Source organism: Enterobacter sp. MF024 (assembly GCF_005843915.1).
Classification (GTDB): Bacteria; Pseudomonadota; Gammaproteobacteria; order Enterobacterales; family Enterobacteriaceae; genus Enterobacter; species Enterobacter barmai.
The window spans coordinates 454,777-476,462 of the sequence record NZ_VCBB01000001.1 but is presented as its reverse complement, the minus strand read 5'-3'; the positions used below and the strand labels follow the sequence as shown (position 1 = coordinate 476,462).

Genomic DNA, 21,686 nt, shown 5'->3' with positions numbered 1-21,686 from the left:
AGGTTTTCAAAGGTTAACAGCTCAAATGCCTGATGGCGCTACGCTTATCAGGCCTACAAAACCGATCTGCACGCTTGCAATAATGTTACGTGGCCTCGTGTTTCGCCCGACCTGATGGTACTTTTAGCTATCAGTTGATGCAGACATGAGGTCTTAATGAAAAAGAATAACTATCAGCAACTCACCCGCACCTTCCAGCGTCTCTCCCGTTTCTCTCACCTCTCCGCTATCGCCAGCTGGGACATGTTCACCATGATGCCTGCAGGCGGTAGCGCCGCCCGGGGTGAAGCCCTGGCGGAACTGAGCGTGTTGCAGCATCAAATCCTGACCGACAAAAACGTAGCCGACTGGCTGCGTAACGCCGAAAGCGAAGATCTTAACGACGTTGAACAGGCCAACCTGCGGGAGATGGCTCGCCACTATCAGCAGGCGGCTTTGCTGCCGGAATCACTGGTTGAGGCGAAATCCCTGGCGGGCAGTAAATGCGAGCATGCCTGGCGTACCCAGCGTCCGGCGAATGACTGGCAGGGTTTTTCCGCCAACCTGAAAGAGGTGGTGAAACTGAGCCGGGAAGAGGCTCGCCTGCGTGCCGAGGCGAAAGGCTGCACCCCGTACGATGCGCTGCTGGATATCTTCGAGCCGGACATGACCAGCGCCCGGCTGGACGATCTGTTTGGCGATCTCAAAACCTGGCTGCCGGATCTGCTGGCGCAGGTGGTCGAGAAGCAGGCGCAGCAGTCCTTCGTGCCGCCGCAGGGCCCGTTCCCTACCACTATCCAGCGTGAGCTGGGGCTGGAGGCGATGAAGACCCTGGGGTTCGACTTTAACGCGGGCCGTCTGGACGTCAGCGCCCATCCGTTCTGCGGTGGCGTGCCGGAAGACGTGCGCATCACCACCCGTTACGACGAAGACGAACTGCTGAGCGCTCTGTTTGGCGTGATCCACGAAACCGGCCACGCGCGATATGAGCAGAACCTGCCCCGCAACTGGCTCGGTCAGCCCATCGCCCTGGCTCGCTCCACCGCCATCCACGAATCACAGAGCCTGTTCTTTGAAATGCAGCTCGGGCGCAGCAAGGCCTTCCTCAACCATCTGCTGCCGGCGGTTCAGGAACGTTTCGGCAGCCAGGCGGCGTTCACCCCAGAGAATTTCGTCGCCTGGAACCAGCGGGTCAAGCCTGGCTATATCCGCGTGGATGCCGACGAGGTGAGCTATCCGGCGCACGTGGTTTTGCGCTACGAGATCGAGCGGGCGCTGATCAATGGCGATATCGAGGTGGAGGACATCCCGGCGCTGTGGGATGAGAAGATGCAGGCATGGCTGGGGCTGTCGACAAAAGACAACTACCGCAACGGCTGTATGCAGGATATCCACTGGACCGACGGCGGCTTCGGCTACTTCCCGTCGTACACCCTGGGTGCCATGTACGCCGCTCAGCTGTTCAGTGCGGCAAAAAACGCGCTGCCGGGGCTGGACGCCTCCATCGCCGCCGGGGATTTCAGCGCCCTGTTCGACTGGCTGCGCCAGAACATCTGGCAGCATGGCAGCCGCTTCACCACCGCCCAGCTGATTGAGCAGGCGACCGGGGAAGATCTTAACAGCCGCTACTTCCGCGACCATCTGACGTCTCGCTATCTGTAACTCATCACGCCGGGCTTCTGCCCGGCGTTGTACATTAGGTTACACGCCGATACCAATCACTCACGGAAGCCCCGGATTTTCAGGGATATAGTTCTTTCAACGGCCCCGCAGTGGGGTTAAATGAAAAAACCAATTCGAGGGTAAGATGATGAAAAAAGTATTAGCTCTGGTTGTTGCCGCTGCTATGGGTCTCTCTTCTGCTGCATTCGCTGCTGACACTGTCGCGAAAACCGCTGCACCAGCTGCGACCGCAACCACCACCGCGGCACCGGCTGCCAAAACTGTGCACCACAAAAAACACAAGAAAGCTGCTGTGCAGAAAGCGCAGGCTGCTAAAAAGCACCACAAAAAAGCCGTGAAGAAAGAAGACGCAGCGCCGGTTGCCCAGAAAGCCCAGGCAGCTAAAAAACACCATAAAAAAGCAGTAAAACACGAAGCAGCCGCTCCAGCTGCTAAACCGGCTGCATAAGCCACTTAACCTACCGTGCCCCTGGCGGGTACGTTAGTCATCCGGCGCTGAACCGGCAAGGTGTCAGCGCCGTTTTTTTATCCGGAGGGCGTTATGTTGCAGCGCTATCGGTTTGAGGTGATTCTCATCACGCTTATTTTATGCGCACTTGTTGCAGGTGTGTTTTATATTTCCTGAGTGTAGCACGCTGATTTTACTCCCACTTTCGCGCTGTCCCGTCTATAGTTAATTACCAGGGTTCATATTTAATAATCATAATTATTCCCTTCAGAGTGTGATATGCGTAAATCTGTTGTGATTGTACTGGGAACGTTTTTTCTCTTTTCTGGGTTAAGTCATGCGGACAATGGCGACGACGAGGCCGCGAACGCAAAAGAGGTACAAACGCTGTTTTTTGGGCATGACGATCGCACGCGTGTCGCTGACCCCTCCCGCGCGCCGTGGGATGCCATTGGCCAGCTGGAAACGGCCAGCGGAAACCTCTGCACTGCAACCCTCATTACTCCTCAGCTGGCGCTGACCGCCGGACACTGCCTGCTGGTGCCGCCAAAAGGCAAACCCGATACCGCCGTTGCCCTGCGCTTCGTATCGCAAAAAGGGAGCTGGCGCTACGAAATCCACGGCATTGAAGGCCGGGTTGATGCATCATTAGGCCGACGGTTAAAGGCCGACGGCGATGGCTGGATCGTGCCGCCTTCCGCCGCGTCGTGGGATTTTGGTCTGGTGGTGTTGCGCAATCCGCCGTCGGGCATTACCCCGCTGCCGCTGTTTGCCGGTACCAAAGAAGAGCTGACCGCTGCCCTGAAACAGGCCGATCGCAAGGTGAGCCAGGCGGGATATCCGGAAGATCATCTGGATGTGCTCTATACCCATCAGGACTGCATCGTCACCGGCTGGGCACAAAACAGCGTGCTGTCCCATCAGTGCGACACCCTGCCAGGCGACAGCGGTTCACCGCTGATGCTGAAAACCGCTGCGGGCTGGCAGCTTATCGGCGTTCAGAGCTCGGCACCGGCGGCGAAAGATCGCTGGCGGGCCGATAACCGGGCCCTGTCAGTCACCGGCTTTCGTGACAAGCTGGCCGAACTGGCCCAGCAGTAACTCAGCACTGGCGCTGCTGGCGTAGCGCCATAATCGCCTCTATCGGCATTGGCTGGCTGTACCAGTAACCCTGGAGCTGATCGCAGCCCGCCAGTCGCAGCAGCTTCATCTGTTTTTCGTTCTCCACCCCTTCAGCCACTACCGTCATCCCCAGCGCGCTGGCAATGCGCACCGTGCCGCTCACCAGCGCCGAGGCCTGCTCGTCGTGATCCACCAGCCCGGCCAGCGACTTATCGATCTTGATGGTATTGAAGTTAAAGCGGCGCAGATAGCCGATGCTGGAGTAGCCGGTGCCGAAGTCGTCCAGCGCCACCGCAATGCCCTGCGCCTTGAGATTGTTGATGGCCGAGCGGGCCCGCTCCGGGTTCTCCAGCACGTAGGTTTCGGTCACTTCCAGCTGCAGGCGGGTTGCCGGAAAACGGCTGAGCGCCAGCGCCCCCTCCACTTTGGCTTCAAACTCGGGGTCGCGAAACTGCGCCGGGGAGATATTGACCGACAGCTTCAGATCCCTGTACGGCTCCAGATCCTGACAGGCCCGGCTGAGAACAAACTGCCCCAGGCCGTAAATCAGCCCGCTGGTTTCGGCGATGGTAATAAACTCATCCGGCGCCAGCGGCCCTTCCGGTCGCCGCGGCCAGCGCACCAGCGCCTCCACGCTGACCATTTTCTGGCTGCGGGCATCGATGATCGGCTGATACCAGACATCAAACTCGTTATGCTCCAGGCCATGGCGGATCTGCTCTTCAATCGCCAGCCGCCTCTCGCGCTCGTTGTTCAGCTCGACGTCATAGTGCGTAACCCGTCCCTTGCCGGTGATTTTGGAGTGGTACATGGCGATATCGGCGCGGCGGAACAGCTCGGTGCTGGTGCAGTCCACCAGCGTGTCGCTGGCGATGCCGATACTGGCGCCTATGTGGATCGAACGCTCACCGACGGTAATCGGTGAGTGAAGGTAATCAAGAACAAAGCCTGCAAACGCCGAGGCCAGCGCTTCGGCGTTGTCGCCGCCGATGGTCATGGCGAACTCATCCCCGCCCATCCGGGCCAGCATGCCGTCTTTGGGAACATTGTCGCGCAGCGCGCCTGCGATGGTGACAATCAGCTCGTCGCCCACCTCATGGCCATGGATATCATTGACGTCCTTAAAGCCATCGAGATCGATAAACACCACGCTTTTGCGATCGGTATCGCCGCGCTGGCTCACCCGCTCCAGCTCTTCAATCAGCGCCCGGCGGTTGGGCAAATGGCTTAGCCAGTCGGTGCGCGCCACCGATCTTGCCAGCGTCTCACCGCGCGCCAGTTTATACAGCCCCACGCAGCTGAAGAGAATAAAAAGTAATATCAGCGCCGCCGTGAGCAGCACGATTTGGGTGATATCGAGGGAGGCCGCTTTCGCCGCAGCCGCCCCCGGCAGGCGCGGTTGCCACGAGAGATACCCCAGCACTTCCCCGGATGAGCTATTCAGCGGCACGCTGACGTCGCTAGCCCGCTCCGGCGTAAAGGTCAGGTTGTCGATCTGAAAGGTATTCCCGAGGTCGCGCAGGATTTGCGGGTTAATATGACGGGTGATAACCAGATAGCGGCGGGTATTATCTCCCGCCCTCAGACTGCCGATCGTCGGTCGGATCAGCCCCACGCCAACAAAAGCGATACCCGCCCGGGTGCGGGTGATCCCGGCGTAGATGTTTTTATCCGATCGCAGGGAGTTGGTATGCATCAGGATCAGCGACTTTAAGCCGTCGCCAAAGAAATCGAGATTTTTCTCCGCAAAAGGCTGGCTTTTGAACGATCCCCACAGCACCTGGAATCGCTCATCAAGAACAAAAGTACCATCATAAAGATTATTGACCTTGTAGCCCGCGCCCCAGGTGTTGTAGAGCCAGTCGATGTCGAGCGCCGGGCGATAGGCTTCACGCACCGCGTCATCCCAGACGGCATTATCAATCACCAGCGACCAGACCCGGTTTACCGAGGTCTGTACCGCGCCCTGCACCGAGAGCGCCGTGCGCTGTTCGTCGATTTCGTTGGCTTTACTGCTGATGAGGTTGAGGGAGAGGTACAACAAGGCGACAACAGAGAAAATTAAGCCGACCCCTGCCATGAAGATCATAACAAACAAGGTCCTGGCAGAAGGAATTTTACGCCAGCTTAATGGGTTATACATGCATTGGCCGTCCTGTTTTATGCCCTCAGTTTAAGCGTAATACAGGACATGGATTTCGCTGCCTGTAATGACAGGCAGCGACGCTATCAGGCCAGTTTTATCATGATCATTCCGGCGAGCAGCAGAATCAGCCCCATCCACCCTTTATGATTCAACCGTTGACCAAACAGGATCCAGCCCGCAGCAAGCGTGGCCGCAATACCAAACCCGCCCCACAGGGCATAGGCAACCGACAGATCAATGCCTTTTACCGCCTGCGACAGGGCGCTGAACGCGCCGAGTACCGCGGCAATGGAGAGCAGACCATAGATTTTGCGGCGAAAACCGTCGGAAAACTTCAGCAGAACGTTGGCGGCAATCTCCAGCACGATAGCTAGACCTAACCAGGCAGCATGCACCCACTCAAACTGTTGCATGGGACACCTCCCCGCGTGGTTTCGCCGGTTTGCGGGTTCCGGATTTGATTAATATTATTCCCGCCACCAGCGTCGTCAGACCGGCAATTTTCATTGCGGAAAGCGACTCATCAAACAGCATAACGCTGAACAGGGTAATTAAGAGAATACCAATGCCTTCCCATAACGCGTACGCCACGCCCAGTGCGATTTTTTTAACCGCAAAACTGAGGAAAATATAGGACAGCGCAATCATCGACAGCATTAAAATATAGCCGCTGTGGCTGCCCGTGACGCTGGCCCATTTCATGGAAAGTGTGCCGGTTATTTCAGCGACAATAGCAAGGGCTAAGAGGATCCAGTAAAACATGTTTTTCTCCTGCTTGAGAATATAATCCTTCGCGGCTCGCCGTTAGCGGCAGCCGGGTAAAAAAATACAACAGATTGGCCGGGCGCGATGCGCCAGCTCAGGCAGAGAGAGGGTCTACAGCGCGTTGCGCCAGTGTTGCTCGCCAGAAAGCAGGCAAAAAGAGGAGTACAGAGCGGAACTGGGATTTGATAAAACGATGCTGAACAAATTGTCCATAAAATTACAATTATCTGCGGTGTTGCTTCTCGTCAGTGCAGATGAAAATTGTCTCCGGTAGTTAAACACAGCTGATTTTTACCATAAGCCAGGATTTTACTCAAAGCCTTTTCATTTCTTTACCCTCGCCGTTTGCGTTTGGTTAATTTATTAAAGGCGCTGCGCCGTTAGAATATATAAAAAGGACAGCATCAGGAGCCAGCATGGCGAAACCCATTATTACCCTCAACGGATTAAAAATAGTCATCATGCTTGGCATGCTGGTGATTGTCCTGACCGGGATCCGTTTTGCGGCGGATATTATCGTACCCTTTATCCTGGCGCTGTTTATCGCGGTGATACTTCAGCCCGTTGTACGGCGTCTGATGCGCCTGCGCCTGCCGCGGGTGCTGGCTATCACCCTGCCGATCGTACTTATCGTGGTGCTGATGGCGTTACTGGTGGCCTATCTTGGCACCTCGCTGAATGAGCTGGCCCGCACCCTGCCGCACTATCGCACCTCGCTTGCCGTGCCGCTGCTGCATCTGGAGCCCTGGCTGCAGCGGGCCGGGATTGAAGTGTCGATGGAAGAGCTGCTGAAGTACATCGATCCCAATGCCGCCATGACCCTGGTGACCGCCCTGCTGTCACAGCTCTCCAGCGCCATGACCTCCATCTTTTTACTGCTGCTGACGGTGGTGTTTATGCTACTGGAGGTGCCGCAGCTTCCGGCGAAGCTCCAGCCCATGATGACCCGCCCGGTGGAAGGGATGGCCGCCATTCAGCGCGCGCTGGACAGCGTTTCGCACTATCTGGTGCTGAAAACCGCCATCAGTCTGGTGACCGGGCTGGTGGTATGGGGGATGCTGACGGCGCTGGAGGTGCGGTTTGCCTTTGTCTGGGCGCTGCTGGCCTTTGCGCTGAACTATATCCCCAACATCGGCTCGGTGCTGGCCGCCATCCCGCCCATTGCCCAGGTGCTGGTGTTCAGCGGCTTTTACTCTGCGCTGGTGCTGCTGGCCGGCTATCTGCTGGTGAACCTGATTTTCGGCAACATCCTTGAACCCCGGCTGATGGGACGCGGTCTGGGCCTCTCCACGCTGGTGGTGTTTCTGTCGCTGATATTCTGGGGCTGGCTGCTGGGGCCGGTGGGGATGCTACTCTCGGTGCCCCTGACCATTATCGCCAAAATTGCGCTGGAGCAGACCGAAGGCGGTAAAAGCATTGCCCTGCTGCTCAGTGATATGAGCCAGTCTCGTTAAGCATTATTCAAACGCCAGCACCGGCTTGCAGGTACGCCCCGCCTGCCGGTAGTGGGCCAGGGCCGACTGCCAGTCGGTGAACGGCAGTAACCTGGCGTCACTGTACTGGCTTGCGGCCAGCAATGGCCATATTTCACGGAACGCCGCCTGCCACGCCTGCGGGTTCAGGGCCTCGAAGTGGTTACGGATATGGAACCAGTGCATGGGTGGGAAGTGACGTTGTAACGTAAAGGGCTGACCGGAGAGCAACCCGTAGCAGATAAAGGCTGCGCGTTTGTCCATCGCACCCAGAATGGTCTGCGCAAGCTCGCCGCCGGTGGCGTCGAAGGCCAGATCGCTGGTCGCCGCGATGGCACATATGCTGTCGATGTCCTGCTGGGCGACGGGCGTAATCCCCATCCCCCGCAGTCGCTCCCCGTGGATCGCCGAACGGTGAATGCCGTACACCGCCGTTGCCCCCTGCCGTAGCGCCCACTGCCCCAGCAAAATGCCGCAGTCCGAACCGGCGGCGGTCAGCAGCACCTGTTTGCCCTGCACGGGGTAGAGGCTGAGCATCAGCCAGGCCGCCATCGGGTTGATAAACGCTCGCGCCGCCAGCGGTGTGGCAACGGTATCGGGCACCGGGATCGCCATAGATGCCGGGCAATCCACGTACTGCTGCCAGGTGCCTTCCCCACGCAGGGGCAAAACCCGTTGACCGAGAAGAGAGGCAGCGCTGTCGGGGGCGGCAATCACGCGCCCCACGCCTTCGTATCCAGCAATGGCCGGCAAGGTAATACGATGGCGGTAGGCACCGGTAATGGGGATCAGATCGGAGGCATTGACCGGGGTCATCAGCATCTGCACCCGAAGATCGCCCGGTTGCAGCGGGGCTTTTATCGCGGTCTCCTGCTGCAGGACAGACTCAGGCTCACCAAACTGGCGGTAGCATAATGCGGTGTTTTCCATGAACGTTATGTTTTAGCGGCTGCGTTTGGCGTGGCGCTCAAAGTTTTCCTGTTTCGCCTCGCCGGATTTACGCAACGCTACGTAACAGGCACCGCTGCCGCCGTGGTGCGGCTGGGCAACGCAAAACGCCTGCACCGCGTCGAACTCCGTCAGCCAGCGCGCCAGATAGCTGCGCACGATGTTGGCGTGGGAATTATCGTCGCGACCTTTACCGTGAATGATGATCAGGTTACGCAGGCCGTCGCGCTCAGCCTGGCGAATAAAGGTAAACAGCTGCTGGCGGCACTGCTCAACGGGCTGGCGCAGCAGGGTCAGGCTCGCCTGGCGCGGATACTTGCCCGAGCGCAGCTTGTCGGTAACGCCCTGCTGCACCCCTTCGCGCTGGAAAGCCAGCGGCTCGGCCAGGGGGATCACGTCCAGAAAACCGGTGGTCAGAAAGTTATCGAGCTGGCTGGTATCCACAGGCTGGCGGGTGCGCGTGGTGCGGGCGGGTTGCCAGTGGACATCAGTGCAGCGCTTAAGAGGCTGGACCTCTTCCATCGCATCAAGAAAAAGCGATTTATCGTCTGGGTTCATGGCATCCTCCTGCTTAGCTGACAGGCTACTATACCTGCGCCCAACTCCCGGCTCAATGCGGTGTTGTCCTGCCGGACGGGTTCCTGCTCATCATTTAAAAAAGAATTATAGATAAAGTTAATGCAATTAATATTTAATCAGTCCTTAAGATTATTTTTATGAATGTTTAACTTTATGACTTACATTAAACTTTTTAAAACCAGGCGCTTTCTTATCTGTATAATCGTCAGGAAATGTTATATATAAAGGTATCTGCACTAAGGAAACAATAAGCAGAGTCGCATGTGGAGCAATGCTGTGTGTACTGTGGGGTCTGTTGGATGTCGACAGGCTCCATTTTTTTATCCTTAATTTGATTAAGAAATAACCTGCCGGGCGTGACGTCTGAATTGTGTGATTAATGACGCGGTTAACGGCGTCTGACGGGAATCCCTTCTTTGTATAAGGTAATAGGTTGCTTTGGGTAACGGCTCTTTTACCGGGATCATCACCAGACGGTGCGCCAGAAGCGGGTCGCAGCCCAGCTCCTGCGGCAGAATGCTGAGAAAATCGCTTTGCGCTATCAGACTGATACTTGACGAAAAGGTTTCACATACCACGCCAATATGCGGGATCTGCTCCCGGTGGGAAAACATCTCTTCCAGCTGCTTATAATAACTGCCGCGCGGGGTTGGCATCGTCCAGCTATATTTCAGTAACTCATTAATAGATTTAGCGCCAGTGGCCGGATGCCCTTCCCGACAAAATATCGCAAAGGGTTTCTCAAACAATTTTTCGAACGTGAATTCATGATCGTAAGGCCCCTGATAATAAGTATTAATCGTGAAATCGAGTTCGCCCTGGCGTAATTCATTTATCATCGAAACTAATTGTCCTTCCATTATGCGCACCTTGACCTGCGGGTGCTGCTGATGGAAGCGGGTAATGACGGCAGGCATTAACATGCGGGCGATACTGGCCCCCATGCCGATATTAATCTGCCCGGCCTGCTGGCCCTGCCGCTGACGAATATCATCCTGCGCGTTGCGTAGCTCCTCGAGGATCAGGCTGGCATGTTGGTAAAAGCTCTCGCCGCACTCGGTGAGGGTCACCCCTTTACTGCGCCGGACAAACAGCTGCGCCGAGATCCCCTCCTCCAGCTCTTTAATGGATTTGGTTAACGCCGGTTGCGACAGGCTCAATACCCGGCTGGCACCCCGAATGCTTCCCTGCTTTGCCACTTCCACAAATGCCCGCAACTGATGAAATTTTACCTGAAATGTCATGTCGGCACCGATAACCGTTGTTTATCAGAGAAAAGAAACTGTCATCTACTGTAATGGAAATGAATGTGCGAGGGTAAGCCACGAAAGGTTAAATCTGTGAAAAAACGGTTAGTGATAAGTAAAAACTATCACAGTGTGAAGCAGTTCACATATTCTTATGATACAGGAATCGATATGCATACTCTGGCGCAGGATCTGAAGGCCCTCTTCCCGCAACTCACCGCCTGGCGGCGCGATTTCCACCTTTATGCCGAATCCGGATGGGTGGAATTCCGCACTGCGGCAAAGGTCGCCGAGGTGCTTGACCAGCTGGGCTACGACCTGGCGATGGGGCGCGATGTGGTCGATGCCGACAGCCGTATGGGCCTGCCTGACGATGCCACCCTGGCAGCAGCCTTTGCCCGTGCCCGTCAGCAGGGCGCGCCTGAAAAATGGCTCGGCGCGTTTGAAGGCGGCTTTACCGGAATTGTCGCCACGCTGGACACTGGCCGTCCGGGGCCAACGCTGGCGTTTCGCGTGGACATGGACGCGCTGGATCTGGATGAAGCCCGTGACAATGACCATTTTCCCTTCCGGGAGGGGTTTGCCTCCTGTAACGACGGCATGATGCATGCCTGCGCCCACGACGGTCACACCACCATCGGTCTTGGGCTGGCGCATCTCCTGATGCAGTACCGGGAGCAGCTGAACGGCACCATCAAACTTATTTTCCAGCCTGCCGAAGAGGGCACCCGCGGCGCGCGGGCGATGGTTGCGGCAGGCGCGCTCGATGGCGTGGACTACTTCACCGCTATCCATATCGGCACCGGCGTGCCTGCGGGCACCGTGATCTGCGGCAGCGATAACTTTATGGCCACCACCAAATTCGACGTCCGCTTTACCGGCGTGGCGGCGCACGCTGGCGGCAAACCTGAAGAGGGACGTAATGCCCTGCTGGCTGCCGCCCAGGCCGCCATCGGCCTGCACAGTATCGCCCCGCACAGCGAAGGGGCTTCCCGGGTGAACGTCGGCGTGATGCAGGCGGGCAGCGGCCGTAACGTTGTGCCTGCCAGCGCCCTGCTGAAGGTGGAGACCCGCGGCGAGAGCGAAGCCATTAACAGCTACGTCTTCGGGCGCGCGAAAGCGGTAATTGACGGCGCGGCGACGATGCACGGCGTCAGCCATGAGCTGCGCCTGATGGGTGCGGCGACCTCAAGCCAGCCGTCCCCGGCGTGGGTGAACTACTTACGCGAACAGGCGGCGCAGGTTCCCGGCGTTGAACAGGCCATCGACAAGGTGAAAGCCCCGGCCGGCTCTGAAGACGCCACCTTAATGATGGCGCGGGTTCAGCAAAACGGCGGGCTCGCCTCCTATATGGTGTTCGGCACCACCCTCAGCGCCGGGCATCACAACGAAAAATTCGACTTTGACGAGACGGTGATGCTCATTGCCATCGAAACCCTGGCGCGTACCGCGCTTAACTTCCCGTGGACGCGAGGTGTGTAATGCAGACCATTTACCGTTTTGTTGAGGATGCCATCGACACCCGCGCGCAGCAGTTTACCGCCATTGCCGATGAGATCTGGGATCACCCGGAAACCCGTTTTGAAGAGTTCTGGTCTGCCGAACGGCTGGCCGGTGCCCTGGAAGAGGCAGGTTTTAAACTTACACGTCAGGCTGGTGGCATACCGAACGCCTTTATGGCCAGCTACGGCGAGGGGAAACCGGTTATCGCCCTGCTCGGGGAGTACGACGCCCTTGCGGGATTGAGCCAGCAGGCGCACTGCGCCGCACCGCAAAGCGACACGCCCGGGGCCAACGGCCACGGCTGCGGGCATAACCTGCTCGGCACTGCCGCCCTCGCGGGCGCCGTGGCGGTGAAAAGCTGGCTGGAGCAGCACGGAGGGAGCGGCACCGTGCGCTTTTACGGCTGTCCGGGGGAAGAAGGCGGCTCGGGTAAAACCTTTATGGTGCGCGAGGGGCTGTTCGATGACGTGGACGCCGCCGTCACCTGGCATCCCGAAGCCTTCGCCGGGATGTTTAACGTCAGTACCTTAGCCAACATCCAGGTCGCCTGGCGTTTTCACGGCACCGCGGCCCATGCGGCGAACTCCCCGCATCTGGGGCGTAGCGCGCTGGATGCCGTCACGCTGATGACCACCGGCACCAATTTCCTCAATGAACACATCATTGAAAAAGCCCGGGTTCATTACGCCATCACCGACACCGGGGGGATCTCACCGAACGTGGTCCAGGCCCAGGCGGAAGTGCTGTATCTGATCCGCGCCCCGGAAATGGCCGACGCGCAGCAGATCTATGAGCGTATCGAAAAAATTGCCCAGGGCGCGGCAATGATGACCGAAACTACCGTGGAACGACGCTTTGAAAAAGCCTGTTCCAGCTACCTGCCTAACCGCACGCTGGAAGCGGCCATGTACAGCGCCGTGCAGCATTACGGCACCCCGGCATGGAACGATGAGGAACGCGCCTTCGCCGGGGAGATCCGCGCCACGCTGAGCGACAACGATCTGCAAAACAGCCTGAAAAACATTGCCGCAACCGGGGGTGAAGAAGGAAAACAGTTTGCCCGCCGCCACCAGCAGACCCTGCTGATTGACGAAGTGGCGCCTTACGCCATCACCGATAACGTGCTGGCAGGCTCTACCGACGTGGGCGATGTCAGCTGGAAAATGCCGGTGGCCCAGTGCTTCAGCCCCTGCTTTACCGTGGGCACGCCGCTGCATACCTGGCAACTGGTGGCGCAGGGCCGCACCTCCATCGCCCATAAAGGCATGCTGCACGCCGGTAAAGTGATGGGCGCCACCGTCCTGAATCTGTTGCAGGACCCGGCGCTGCTGACCGCCTGCCGGAAGGAGTTTACTCAGCAACTCAATGACAAACCGTATCACTGCCCGATCCCAGAAAACGTGACACCGTCACCTTTAAAATAATAAAACTACACAACAACATAACAACACAACACTCCCGAGGAACGCCCATGAGTATGTCATCCATACCTTCGCATTCCCCATCCGGCAAGCTCTATGGTTGGGTTGAAAGGGTCGGCAATAAAGTGCCACATCCTTTCCTGCTTTTTGTCTATTTGATTGCGATTTTGATGGTCGCTACCGCCGTTCTGTCCGCTTTTGACGTCAGCGCCCGCAACCCGGCTGACGGCAGCATGGTGGCGGTGAAAAATCTTCTCAGCGTCGAAGGTCTGCACTGGTTTTTACCGAACGTAATCAAAAACTTCAGCGGCTTTGCCCCGCTGGGTGCCATCCTCGCGCTGGTTCTCGGGGCGGGTCTGGCTGAGCGTTCCGGCTTACTGCCTGCGCTGATGGTTAAAATGGCCTCTCACGTCAGCGCCCGCTACGCCAGCTATATGGTGCTGTTTATCGCCTTCTTCAGCCATATCTCCTCGGATGCCGCATTGGTGATCATGCCGCCGATGGGGGCGCTGATCTTCCTGGCGGTAGGACGCCATCCGGTGGCGGGCCTGCTGGCGGCCATTGCCGGTGTCGGCTGCGGCTTTACCGCCAACCTGCTGATTGTGACTACCGACGTGCTGCTCTCGGGCATCAGCACCGAGGCGGCAAAATCCATTGATGCTGCGATGCACGTCAGCGTGATCGACAACTGGTACTTTATGGCCAGTTCGGTGATTGTGCTGACCATCGTGGGCGGGCTTATCACCGATAAGATTGTCGAGCCGCGTCTCGGCAAATGGCAGGGCAGCAGCGATGAGAAGCTGGATTCGTTATCGCCGGAACAGCGCCGGGGCCTGCGCGTGGCCGGGTTGGTCTCCCTGCTGTTTATTGCCGCCATTGCGCTGATGGTGGTGCCGGAGAACGGCATCCTGCGCGATCCGGTGAAACATACCGTCCTGCCTTCGCCGTTTATTAAAGGCATCGTGCCGCTGATCATCCTCTTCTTCTTTGTGGTCTCGCTGGCCTACGGCATCGCCACCGGCAAAATACGTCGCCAGGGGGATCTGCCCCAGCTGATGATTGAGCCGATGAAGGAGATGGCCGGGTTTATTGTGATGGTGTTCCCGCTGGCGCAGTTTGTTGCCATGTTTAACTGGAGCAACATGGGCAAGTTTATGGCGGTGGGGCTCACCGACATTCTGGAAACTGCCGGGCTGAGCGGCGTGCCGGCGTTCGTTGGCCTGGCGCTGCTGTCGTCCCTGCTGTGCATGTTTATCGCCAGCGGGTCGGCCATCTGGTCGATCCTCGCCCCTATCTTCGTGCCGATGTTTATGCTGCTCGGCTTCCACCCGGCGTTTGCGCAGATCCTGTTCCGCGTGGCTGACTCGTCGGTGATCCCGCTGGCCCCGGTGTCGCCGTTTGTGCCGCTGTTCCTGGGCTTCCTGCAGCGCTATAAACCCGAGGCGAAGCTGGGTACCTACTATTCGCTGGTACTGCCCTATCCGCTTATCTTTTTAGGGGTATGGTTGCTGATGTTGGTGGCGTGGTATCTTGTCGGCCTGCCCATCGGGCCTGGGATCTACCCGCGACTGAACTAAGGAACGCCAGATGCTGAGATTACTCGAAGACAAAATTGCGACGCCCCTCGGGCCGCTGTGGGTGATTGCCGATGAGCAATTCAACCTGCGCGCCGTCGAGTGGGAGGAGCACAGCAACCGGATGGTGGAGCTGCTGAATATCCACTACCGGACGCAGGGCTACGAGCGCATCAGCGCCAGCAATCCGGGCGGGCTGAGCGATAAGCTCTCCGCCTGGTTCGAAGGCGATCTCAGCATTATCGATACCCTGCCGACCGCCACCGGCGGCACCCCTTTTCAGCGGGAAGTGTGGCAGGCGTTGCGCGCTATTCCCTGCGGGCAGGTGATGCATTACGGGCAGCTGGCAGAGCAGCTTGGCCGCCCGGGTGCGGCGCGTGCCGTTGGGGCGGCAAACGGCTCCAATCCGGTCAGCATTGTAGTGCCCTGCCACCGCGTAATCGGGCGTAACGGCACCCTGACCGGCTATGCTGGCGGGGTCCAGCGCAAGGAGTGGTTACTGCGTCACGAAGGCTATTTACTGCTGTAGTTCCAGGCTTTTAGTGCTTAATATTCCTTAAGTTAGACGAAATATCCGCAGCCAAGTTGTGGGATTTCAAGAAGATGCTGGCATGTTCACGTAACTTGTCCTTATTGATGGTTTACCAGGCTTACGCGGGGTCAAAAAAGATGTTAAAATTGACCAATATCAATTAAGGCTTGAGCAAACCTATGATCCCGGAAAAGCGAATTATTCGACGCATTCAGTCTGGCGGTTGTGCTATCCATTGTCAGGACTGCAGCATCAGCCAGCTCTGTATCCCGTTTACCCTGAATGAGCATGAGCTTGATCAGCTTGATAATATTATCGAGCGTAAAAAGCCGATTCAGAAAGGGCAAACGCTGTTCAAAGCGGGAGACGAACTGAAGTCGCTGTACGCTATCCGCTCTGGCACCATCAAAAGCTATACCATCACCGAACAGGGCGACGAGCAGATCACCGGCTTCCACCTGGCGGGCGATCTGGTGGGCTTTGACGCCATTGGCACCGGTAACCACCCGAGCTTTGCTCAGGCGCTGGAAACCTCAATGGTTTGCGAAATCCCGTTTGAAACCCTCGACGATCTGTCAGGCAAAATGCCTAACCTGCGTCAGCAGATGATGCGTCTGATGAGCGGTGAGATCAAAGGCGATCAGGATATGATTCTCCTGCTTTCCAAAAAGAATGCAGAAGAGCGCCTCGCCGCGTTTATCTATAACCTCTCCCGTCGTTTCGCCGAGCGCGGTTTCTCGCCTCGTGAGTTCCGTCTGACCATGACCCGTGGCGATATCGGTAACTACCTGGGCCTGACCGTTGAAACCATCAGCCGTCTGCTGGGTCGTTTCCAGAAAAGCGGCATGCTGGCGGTAAAAGGCAAGTACATCACCATTGAAAACGGTGAAGCGCTGGCGGTGCTGGCGGGCCACTCGCGCAACGTTGCATAAATTCATCTGACTTCTGCTTGCCAGGTCGGTAATTTTACTGATTTATTGATCTGGCAAAACTTCCCCCCTGTTTCATTTCAGATATATAGGTTACTCTTTTAATTACAGACTGTGGTGACAGTAGTAAGGAGACCTGTATGGCAAAGTATCAAAACATGCTGGTGGCCATCGATCCTAATCAGGACGATCAACCGGCGTTACGACGAGCTGTCTATTTACATCAACGGATTGGTGGCAGAATCAAAGCGTTTCTGCCGATATATGACTTTTCTTACGAAATGACCACCCTTCTGTCGCCTGACGAACGCACCGCTATGCGTCAGGGAGTGATCAGCCAGCGTACGGCGTGGATACGCGAACAGGCAAAATTCTATCTTGATGCCGGCGTGCCTATCGAGATTAAAGTGGTGTGGCACAACCGTCCGTTTGAAGCCATCATCCAGGAAGTGATTAGCGGCGAACACGATCTGCTGCTGAAAATGGCCCACCAGCACGACAAGCTTGAGGCAGTGATTTTCACCCCGACCGACTGGCATCTGCTGCGTAAATGCCCGTGCCCGGTGTGGATGGTCAAAGACCAGCCGTGGCCGGAAGGCGGTAAAGCGGTGGTGGCGGTCAATCTCGCCAGCGAAGAGAACTACCACAACGCCCTGAACGAGAAGCTGGTCAAAGAGACGGTCTATCTCGCCGAGCAGGTTAACCATACTGAAGTCCACCTTGTTGGCGCCTACCCGATTACCCCTATCAACATTGCCATCGAACTCCCGGAATTTGATCCTACCGTTTATAACGACGCTATCCGCGGACAGCATCTGCTGGCGATGAAAGCCCTGCGGCAGAAATTTGGTATCGATGAGAAACTGACCCACGTGGAGAAAGGGCTGCCGGAAGAGGTGATTCCGGATCTGTCAGAACATCTGCAGGCCGGTATCGTGGTACTCGGCACCATCGGCCGCACCGGTATTTCTGCAGCCTTCCTTGGCAACACGGCGGAACAGGTGATCGACCATCTGCGCTGTGACCTGCTGGTTATCAAGCCGGATCAGTATCAGACCCCGGTCGAACTCGACGACGACGAAGACGACTAAACGTAAAAAGCCCGCCAGTTTGGCGGGCTTTTTTTTAGCTCTCGGTAACGGGTTGCTGCGACGGCGGCTGTGCGCCCTCGCCCTCTTTCATCCAGGGGGCATGCAGCACCATGCTTGGCAGGGCCAGTTTGACACCCTCCTCGTTCAGGCTCTCGAGGATCCGGATGTTAATCTCCTGCTGAATGTCCATGTATTTATTGTAATCCGCAGTATTGACGATATGCACCACCTCAAAGGTCAGCCTGTCCTTATCAAAGCCAAGCAAGTGGGCGCGGTCAAAGCGCGTTTCGCCGATATCGGTGATGATCTTCTTCACGTTATCGCCAATGACGCGCAGTTTCTCGGGCGGGGTGTCGCTGGCCACGCCGAAGGTAAAGACGATACGGCGGGTCTGCATACGCTTATAGTTATGCAGCGTTTGCTGAAGCAGGATCGCATTGCCACAGACAATCTGCTCCCCGCTCAGGCTGCGAATACGCGTTGTTTTCAGACCGATGTGCTCCACCGTGCCGGCAACGTCGTTAAACACCACGAAATCGCCAATCTCAAAGGGCTTATCGAACCCAATAGAAAGTGACGCGAAGACGTCGCTGAGAATGGTCTGCACCGCCAGAGCGATAGCGATACCCCCCACCCCAAGGCTGGCAACCAGAGCAGTGATGTTGACGCCCGCGTTGGCAAGAATAGACAGCAGCATCACTGACCAGACAATCGCCCGCAGGATCAGGCCGGTGATCACCAGGGTGACCGGGTTTTTATGGCTCCCCGGCGACAGCATGACGTGCCGAAGCCAGGAGACCACCCCCTGATCCATCCACAGCGCCACCTGAATCGCCAGCACCAGGAACCAGGCGTGGCTGAGCGCACCGTAGAGGCGATCCGGCAGTTCGACAAAGCGCAGGCTAAACAGGAATGCCACCACGAACAGCAGGATCCGGCTGGTGCGGTTAAGCATCTCCGTGAGGATAAAATGCATCTTATTTGTGGCGGGATGTTTGTCGCCCCAGCTGGTAATGCTCTTATGGACAAAGGTGATAAGGCGTTTCAGCAGCCAGTACACCAACAGCGTCACTACCGTTACGGTCGCGAAGCCAATCCAGAATGTGGGGGTCATCATTAACGTCAGAATATCGAAACGTGACAAAAACTGCATTCTCCCTCCTCCCTTAATGTAAAAAGGAAAGTATAGACAGTGAGAATGTTTAGCCCGCATAAATGAGAAAACCGCCCTGTTGTGGGCGGTTTTTTATCAGTCGTGAAGCCTTGCTTACAGCGCTTTCAGGATCGCATCCACGCTGGCTTTGGCATCGCCAAACAGCATGTGGGTGTTCTCTTTAAAGAAAAGCGGGTTTTGTACGCCAGCGTAACCGGTGTTCATGGAGCGTTTGAAGACGATAACGTTCTGCGCCTTCCACACTTCCAGAACCGGCATACCGGCGATTGGGCTCTTCGGATCGTCCTGCGCCGCCGGGTTAACGGTGTCGTTGGCGCCGATAACCAGCACGGTATCGGTGTCGGAGAAATCGTCGTTGATTTCATCCATCTCCAGCACGATGTCGTAAGGCACTTTCGCTTCAGCCAGCAGCACGTTCATGTGGCCTGGCAGACGCCCGGCAACCGGGTGAATACCAAAACGCACCTTGATGCCGCGGGCACGCAGACGCTCGGTGATTTCCGCCACCGGATACTGAGCCTGCGCCACCGCCATGCCGTAGCCCGGAGTGATGATGACCGAGTGCGAGTTTTTCAGCATGTCGGCGGTATCTTCAGCGCTGATCTCACGATGCTCACCCACCTCGTCGTCACCATCGGAAGTTTGACCGTCGGTGCCAAAGCCCCCGGCAATCACGCTGATGAACGAACGGTTCATCGCCTTACACATGATGTAGGAGAGGATCGCACCGCTCGAGCCCACCAGCGCACCGGTCACGATCAGCAGGTCGTTGCTCAGCATAAAGCCCGCCGCCGCTGCCGCCCAACCGGAGTAGGAGTTGAGCATGGAAACCACCACCGGCATGTCCGCACCACCGATGGAGGCCACCAGGTGCCAGCCGAACGCCAGCGCGATGATGGTCATCACCAGCAGCGCCAGCACCTGCATGCCCACGCTGTCGGTACGCACGAACACCACCATCAGCACAAACGACACCACCAGCGCGGCCAGGTTCATCTTGTGACGGTTTGGCAGCATCAGCGGTTTAGAGGAGATCTTGCCGCGCAGCTTGCCGAACGCCACGATAGAACCGGTAAAGGTCACCGCACCGATGAAGATCCCAAGGAACACTTCGGTCAGGTGGATGTTGACCAGAATCGGCTCCATCCCCGGCTCGTGATACAGGTAGCTGTTAAAGCCAACCAGCACCGCCGCCAGACCCACGAAACTGTGCAGAATCGCTACCAGCTCCGGCATTTCGGTCATTTCAACGCGTTTAGCAAGACGAATACCAATAGCGCCGCCGATGATCATCGCCACCAGGATCCACGCAACGTTGCCGGTGTCCGGCCCGAATATCGTGGCAATCAGCGCAATCGCCATCCCGGCGATACCAAAGTTGTTACCCTGCTGCGACGTTTCATGTTTTGAAAGCCCAGCGAGACTGAAAATAAACAGGACCGCGGCAACAATGTATGCAGCTGTAACTAATCCTCCAGACATAAGTTACCCCTTATCCCTTACGAAACATTTTCAGCATGCGCTGAGTCACGGTGAAACCACCGAAAATATTGATACTGGCGATCAGTACCGCGATAAAGCTGAGGAAGCTGACCCAGCCGCCGTGACCAATCTGCAGCAATGCCCCTACCACGATGATCCCGGAGATAGCGTTCGTCACCGACATCAGCGGGGTATGCAGCGCATGGGAGACGTTCCACACCACGTAGTAACCCACCACGCAGGAGAGCGCAAAGACCGTAAAGTGACCGAGGAACTCTTTCGGCGCAACGTCTGCCAGCCAGCCAAACAGGATAATGGCCAGCGCCATAAAGGCGAATTTGCGCCACGGCGAGGCAGGTTTTTCCGGTTCTTTTGGTGCCGGAGCGGCTTTAGCAGCGGCCTGCGGCTGAGCGGAAACCTGAATAGGCGGTGCCGGCCAGGTGATTTCACCCTCGCGCACCACGGTAACGCCACGCACAACGACGTCTTCAAAATCAACGGTGACGTTGCCGTCTTTCTCTTTGCACAGCAGCTTCAGCAGGTTGACCAGGTTGGTACCATACAGCTGAGAAGACTGGGTCGGCAGACGGCCCGGCAGGTCGGTATAGCCGATCACTTTTACGCCGTTGGCGGTGGTAGTGACCACGCCCGGGACGGTGTATTCGCAGTTACCGCCGTTTTGCGCGGCCAGATCGACGATCACGCTGCCGGCCTTCATGGAGTCAACCATTTCGCGGGTGATGAGCTTCGGTGCGGGTTTGCCCGGGATCAGCGCGGTGGTGACAATGATGTCCACCTCTTTCGCCTGAGCGGCAAACAGCGCCATTTCGGCTTTGATAAAGGCCTCGGACATCACCTTCGCGTAGCCGTCGCCGCTGCCGGCTTCTTCTTTAAAGTCCAGTTCCAGGAACTCGGCGCCCATACTCTGCACCTGTTCTTTCACTTCCGGACGGGTATCAAAAGCACGGACGATAGCGCCCAGACTGTTTGCCGCGCCAATGGCGGCCAGACCCGCAACGCCAGCCCCAATCACCATCACTTTCGCTGGCGGGACTTTACCCGCAGCGGTGATCTGACCGGTAAAGAAGCGACCAAACTCGTGCGCCGCCTCGACGATGGCACGGTAACCGGCGATATTCGCCATCGAGCTCAGGGCATCCAGCGACTGCGCACGCGAGATACGCGGTACGGAGTCCATTGCCATTACGGTGACGCCACGCGCCGCCAGTTTCTCCATCAGCTCCGGGTTCTGGGCTGGCCAGATAAAGCTCACCAGGGTGGTGCCCGGGTTCAGCAGCGCGATCTCTTCCTCTTCGGGTGCATTGACCTTCAGAATAACGTCCGAATGCCAGACGTTAGCGCCGTCTACAATCTCTGCGCCCGTCTGAACGAACGCCTCGTCATCGAAACTTGCCAGCTTGCCTGCGCCGCTTTCAACCGCGACGGTAAAACCCAGTTTGAGCAGCTGCTCCACCGTTTTTGGTGTCGCCGCTACGCGGGTTTCATTGGCAAACCGTTCTCTTGGTACCCCAATACGCATAGTAATCCCTTCCATCGGTTTTTGATGATGGTTTGTCGAATATTCATCACA

General features: G+C 57.1%; 19 protein-coding genes. 10 read left to right on the top strand and 9 right to left on the bottom strand.

All coding sequences use genetic code 11. From position 1 onward, the window contains the following. Window positions 1–156: 156 nt before the first annotated feature. From FFB58_RS02470 to FFB58_RS02460, 3 genes are all read left to right on the top strand, one after another. Window positions 157–1,641, top strand: a complete 1,485-nt coding sequence (locus FFB58_RS02470; protein WP_138368867.1) for a carboxypeptidase M32 — start codon at window positions 157–159, stop codon at window positions 1,639–1,641. A 148-nt stretch (window positions 1,642–1,789) separates the two neighbouring features. Then, window positions 1,790–2,110, top strand: a complete 321-nt coding sequence (gene asr / locus FFB58_RS02465; protein ID WP_039029207.1) for an acid resistance repetitive basic protein Asr — start codon at window positions 1,790–1,792, stop codon at window positions 2,108–2,110. Window positions 2,111–2,389: 279 nt separating this feature from the next. After that, complete coding sequence (locus FFB58_RS02460) at window positions 2,390–3,211, top strand: serine protease (protein WP_039029206.1); 822 nt, start codon at window positions 2,390–2,392, stop codon at window positions 3,209–3,211. A gap of 1 nt (window position 3,212) precedes the next feature. On the opposite strand, the gene FFB58_RS02455 is transcribed toward FFB58_RS02460, so the two are convergent. From FFB58_RS02455 to mdtJ, 3 genes are all read right to left on the bottom strand, one after another. Then, window positions 3,213–5,375 (bottom strand): bifunctional diguanylate cyclase/phosphodiesterase, encoded by a 2,163-nt coding sequence (locus tag FFB58_RS02455; protein WP_138368866.1) that lies wholly within the window; start codon window positions 5,373–5,375, stop codon window positions 3,213–3,215. Window positions 5,376–5,461: 86 nt separating this feature from the next. Next, window positions 5,462–5,791, bottom strand: coding sequence for a multidrug/spermidine efflux SMR transporter subunit MdtI (gene mdtI, locus FFB58_RS02450; RefSeq protein ID WP_138368865.1), 330 nt, complete (start codon window positions 5,789–5,791; stop codon window positions 5,462–5,464). Further along, window positions 5,778–6,140 carry a multidrug/spermidine efflux SMR transporter subunit MdtJ gene (gene mdtJ / locus FFB58_RS02445; RefSeq protein ID WP_039029203.1) on the bottom strand — a complete coding sequence of 121 codons (363 nt, stop codon included), beginning with the start codon at window positions 6,138–6,140 and terminating at the stop codon, window positions 5,778–5,780. The genes mdtI and mdtJ overlap by 14 nt, the downstream gene beginning before the upstream one ends. A 419-nt stretch (window positions 6,141–6,559) precedes the next feature. Here mdtJ and FFB58_RS02440 point away from each other — a divergent pair, with 419 nt between their 5' ends. Further along, window positions 6,560–7,597 (top strand): AI-2E family transporter, encoded by a 1,038-nt coding sequence (locus FFB58_RS02440; protein WP_039029202.1) that lies wholly within the window; start codon window positions 6,560–6,562, stop codon window positions 7,595–7,597. A gap of 3 nt (window positions 7,598–7,600) precedes the next feature. Here FFB58_RS02440 and FFB58_RS02435 read toward each other — a convergent pair whose 3' ends face one another. From FFB58_RS02435 to FFB58_RS02425, 3 genes are all read right to left on the bottom strand, one after another. Further along, entirely contained in the window at window positions 7,601–8,545 is a 945-nt protein-coding gene (locus tag FFB58_RS02435; RefSeq protein ID WP_138368864.1) for a zinc-dependent alcohol dehydrogenase family protein, read from the bottom strand. 12 nt (window positions 8,546–8,557) lie between these two features. Further along, the gene (gene smrA / locus FFB58_RS02430; protein ID WP_138368863.1) at window positions 8,558–9,121 is read right to left on the bottom strand and encodes a DNA endonuclease SmrA; all 564 of its coding nucleotides are present in this window, start codon (window positions 9,119–9,121) and stop codon (window positions 8,558–8,560) included. Window positions 9,122–9,477: 356 nt separating this feature from the next. Then, window positions 9,478–10,386: a LysR family transcriptional regulator gene (locus FFB58_RS02425; RefSeq protein ID WP_138368862.1), complete on the bottom strand. Its 909-nt coding sequence runs from the start codon at window positions 10,384–10,386 to the stop codon at window positions 9,478–9,480. Between the two features lie 174 nt (window positions 10,387–10,560). Here FFB58_RS02425 and FFB58_RS02420 point away from each other — a divergent pair, with 174 nt between their 5' ends. The 6 genes from FFB58_RS02420 to uspE all read left to right on the top strand — a co-directional run bounded on the left by FFB58_RS02420 (window position 10,561) and on the right by uspE (window position 17,439). Further along, the gene (locus FFB58_RS02420) at window positions 10,561–11,871 is read left to right on the top strand and encodes a M20 family metallo-hydrolase (protein ID WP_138368861.1); all 1,311 of its coding nucleotides are present in this window, start codon (window positions 10,561–10,563) and stop codon (window positions 11,869–11,871) included. Then, the gene (locus FFB58_RS02415; RefSeq protein WP_138368860.1) at window positions 11,871–13,316 is read left to right on the top strand and encodes a M20 family metallopeptidase; all 1,446 of its coding nucleotides are present in this window, start codon (window positions 11,871–11,873) and stop codon (window positions 13,314–13,316) included. The genes FFB58_RS02420 and FFB58_RS02415 overlap by 1 nt, the downstream gene beginning before the upstream one ends. A gap of 47 nt (window positions 13,317–13,363) precedes the next feature. Continuing rightward, the gene (abgT, locus tag FFB58_RS02410) at window positions 13,364–14,890 is read left to right on the top strand and encodes a p-aminobenzoyl-glutamate transporter (RefSeq protein ID WP_138368859.1); all 1,527 of its coding nucleotides are present in this window, start codon (window positions 13,364–13,366) and stop codon (window positions 14,888–14,890) included. Window positions 14,891–14,900: 10 nt separating this feature from the next. Then, entirely contained in the window at window positions 14,901–15,416 is a 516-nt protein-coding gene (gene ogt / locus FFB58_RS02405) for a methylated-DNA--[protein]-cysteine S-methyltransferase (protein ID WP_138368858.1), read from the top strand. Window positions 15,417–15,598: 182 nt separating this feature from the next. Then, the gene (gene fnr, locus FFB58_RS02400; protein WP_032617879.1) at window positions 15,599–16,351 is read left to right on the top strand and encodes a fumarate/nitrate reduction transcriptional regulator Fnr; all 753 of its coding nucleotides are present in this window, start codon (window positions 15,599–15,601) and stop codon (window positions 16,349–16,351) included. A gap of 137 nt (window positions 16,352–16,488) precedes the next feature. Further along, entirely contained in the window at window positions 16,489–17,439 is a 951-nt protein-coding gene (gene uspE, locus FFB58_RS02395; protein ID WP_039029194.1) for a universal stress protein UspE, read from the top strand. A 34-nt stretch (window positions 17,440–17,473) separates the two neighbouring features. Here uspE and FFB58_RS02390 read toward each other — a convergent pair whose 3' ends face one another. The 3 genes from FFB58_RS02390 to pntA form a co-directional block, all read right to left on the bottom strand. Continuing rightward, a complete protein-coding gene (locus FFB58_RS02390) occupies window positions 17,474–18,592 on the bottom strand; it encodes a mechanosensitive ion channel family protein (protein WP_138368857.1) in 1,119 nt (372 codons plus the stop codon). A 114-nt stretch (window positions 18,593–18,706) separates the two neighbouring features. Continuing rightward, window positions 18,707–20,095: a Re/Si-specific NAD(P)(+) transhydrogenase subunit beta gene (gene pntB, locus FFB58_RS02385; RefSeq protein ID WP_039029192.1), complete on the bottom strand. Its 1,389-nt coding sequence runs from the start codon at window positions 20,093–20,095 to the stop codon at window positions 18,707–18,709. A gap of 10 nt (window positions 20,096–20,105) precedes the next feature. Next, window positions 20,106–21,635 (bottom strand): Re/Si-specific NAD(P)(+) transhydrogenase subunit alpha, encoded by a 1,530-nt coding sequence (pntA, locus tag FFB58_RS02380; protein ID WP_039029191.1) that lies wholly within the window; start codon window positions 21,633–21,635, stop codon window positions 20,106–20,108. Window positions 21,636–21,686: the final 51 nt, after the last annotated feature.

Coding starts and splice junctions, on each gene's coding strand:
- FFB58_RS02455 (WP_138368866.1), bottom strand. CDS start 5,375: ATGTATAACCCATTAAGCTGGCGTAAAATTCCTTCTGCCAGGACCTTG.
- FFB58_RS02415 (WP_138368860.1), top strand. CDS start 11,871: ATGCAGACCATTTACCGTTTTGTTGAGGATGCCATCGACACCCGCGCG.
- pntA (WP_039029191.1), bottom strand. CDS start 21,635: ATGCGTATTGGGGTACCAAGAGAACGGTTTGCCAATGAAACCCGCGTA.
- ogt (WP_138368858.1), top strand. CDS start 14,901: ATGCTGAGATTACTCGAAGACAAAATTGCGACGCCCCTCGGGCCGCTG.
- abgT (WP_138368859.1), top strand. CDS start 13,364: ATGAGTATGTCATCCATACCTTCGCATTCCCCATCCGGCAAGCTCTAT.
- FFB58_RS02425 (WP_138368862.1), bottom strand. CDS start 10,386: ATGACATTTCAGGTAAAATTTCATCAGTTGCGGGCATTTGTGGAAGTG.
- mdtI (WP_138368865.1), bottom strand. CDS start 5,791: ATGCAACAGTTTGAGTGGGTGCATGCTGCCTGGTTAGGTCTAGCTATC.
- smrA (WP_138368863.1), bottom strand. CDS start 9,121: ATGAACCCAGACGATAAATCGCTTTTTCTTGATGCGATGGAAGAGGTC.
- FFB58_RS02440 (WP_039029202.1), top strand. CDS start 6,560: ATGGCGAAACCCATTATTACCCTCAACGGATTAAAAATAGTCATCATG.
- asr (WP_039029207.1), top strand. CDS start 1,790: ATGAAAAAAGTATTAGCTCTGGTTGTTGCCGCTGCTATGGGTCTCTCT.
- uspE (WP_039029194.1), top strand. CDS start 16,489: ATGGCAAAGTATCAAAACATGCTGGTGGCCATCGATCCTAATCAGGAC.
- mdtJ (WP_039029203.1), bottom strand. CDS start 6,140: ATGTTTTACTGGATCCTCTTAGCCCTTGCTATTGTCGCTGAAATAACC.
- FFB58_RS02460 (WP_039029206.1), top strand. CDS start 2,390: ATGCGTAAATCTGTTGTGATTGTACTGGGAACGTTTTTTCTCTTTTCT.
- FFB58_RS02390 (WP_138368857.1), bottom strand. CDS start 18,592: ATGCAGTTTTTGTCACGTTTCGATATTCTGACGTTAATGATGACCCCC.
- pntB (WP_039029192.1), bottom strand. CDS start 20,095: ATGTCTGGAGGATTAGTTACAGCTGCATACATTGTTGCCGCGGTCCTG.
- fnr (WP_032617879.1), top strand. CDS start 15,599: ATGATCCCGGAAAAGCGAATTATTCGACGCATTCAGTCTGGCGGTTGT.
- FFB58_RS02470 (WP_138368867.1), top strand. CDS start 157: ATGAAAAAGAATAACTATCAGCAACTCACCCGCACCTTCCAGCGTCTC.
- FFB58_RS02420 (WP_138368861.1), top strand. CDS start 10,561: ATGCATACTCTGGCGCAGGATCTGAAGGCCCTCTTCCCGCAACTCACC.
- FFB58_RS02435 (WP_138368864.1), bottom strand. CDS start 8,545: ATGGAAAACACCGCATTATGCTACCGCCAGTTTGGTGAGCCTGAGTCT.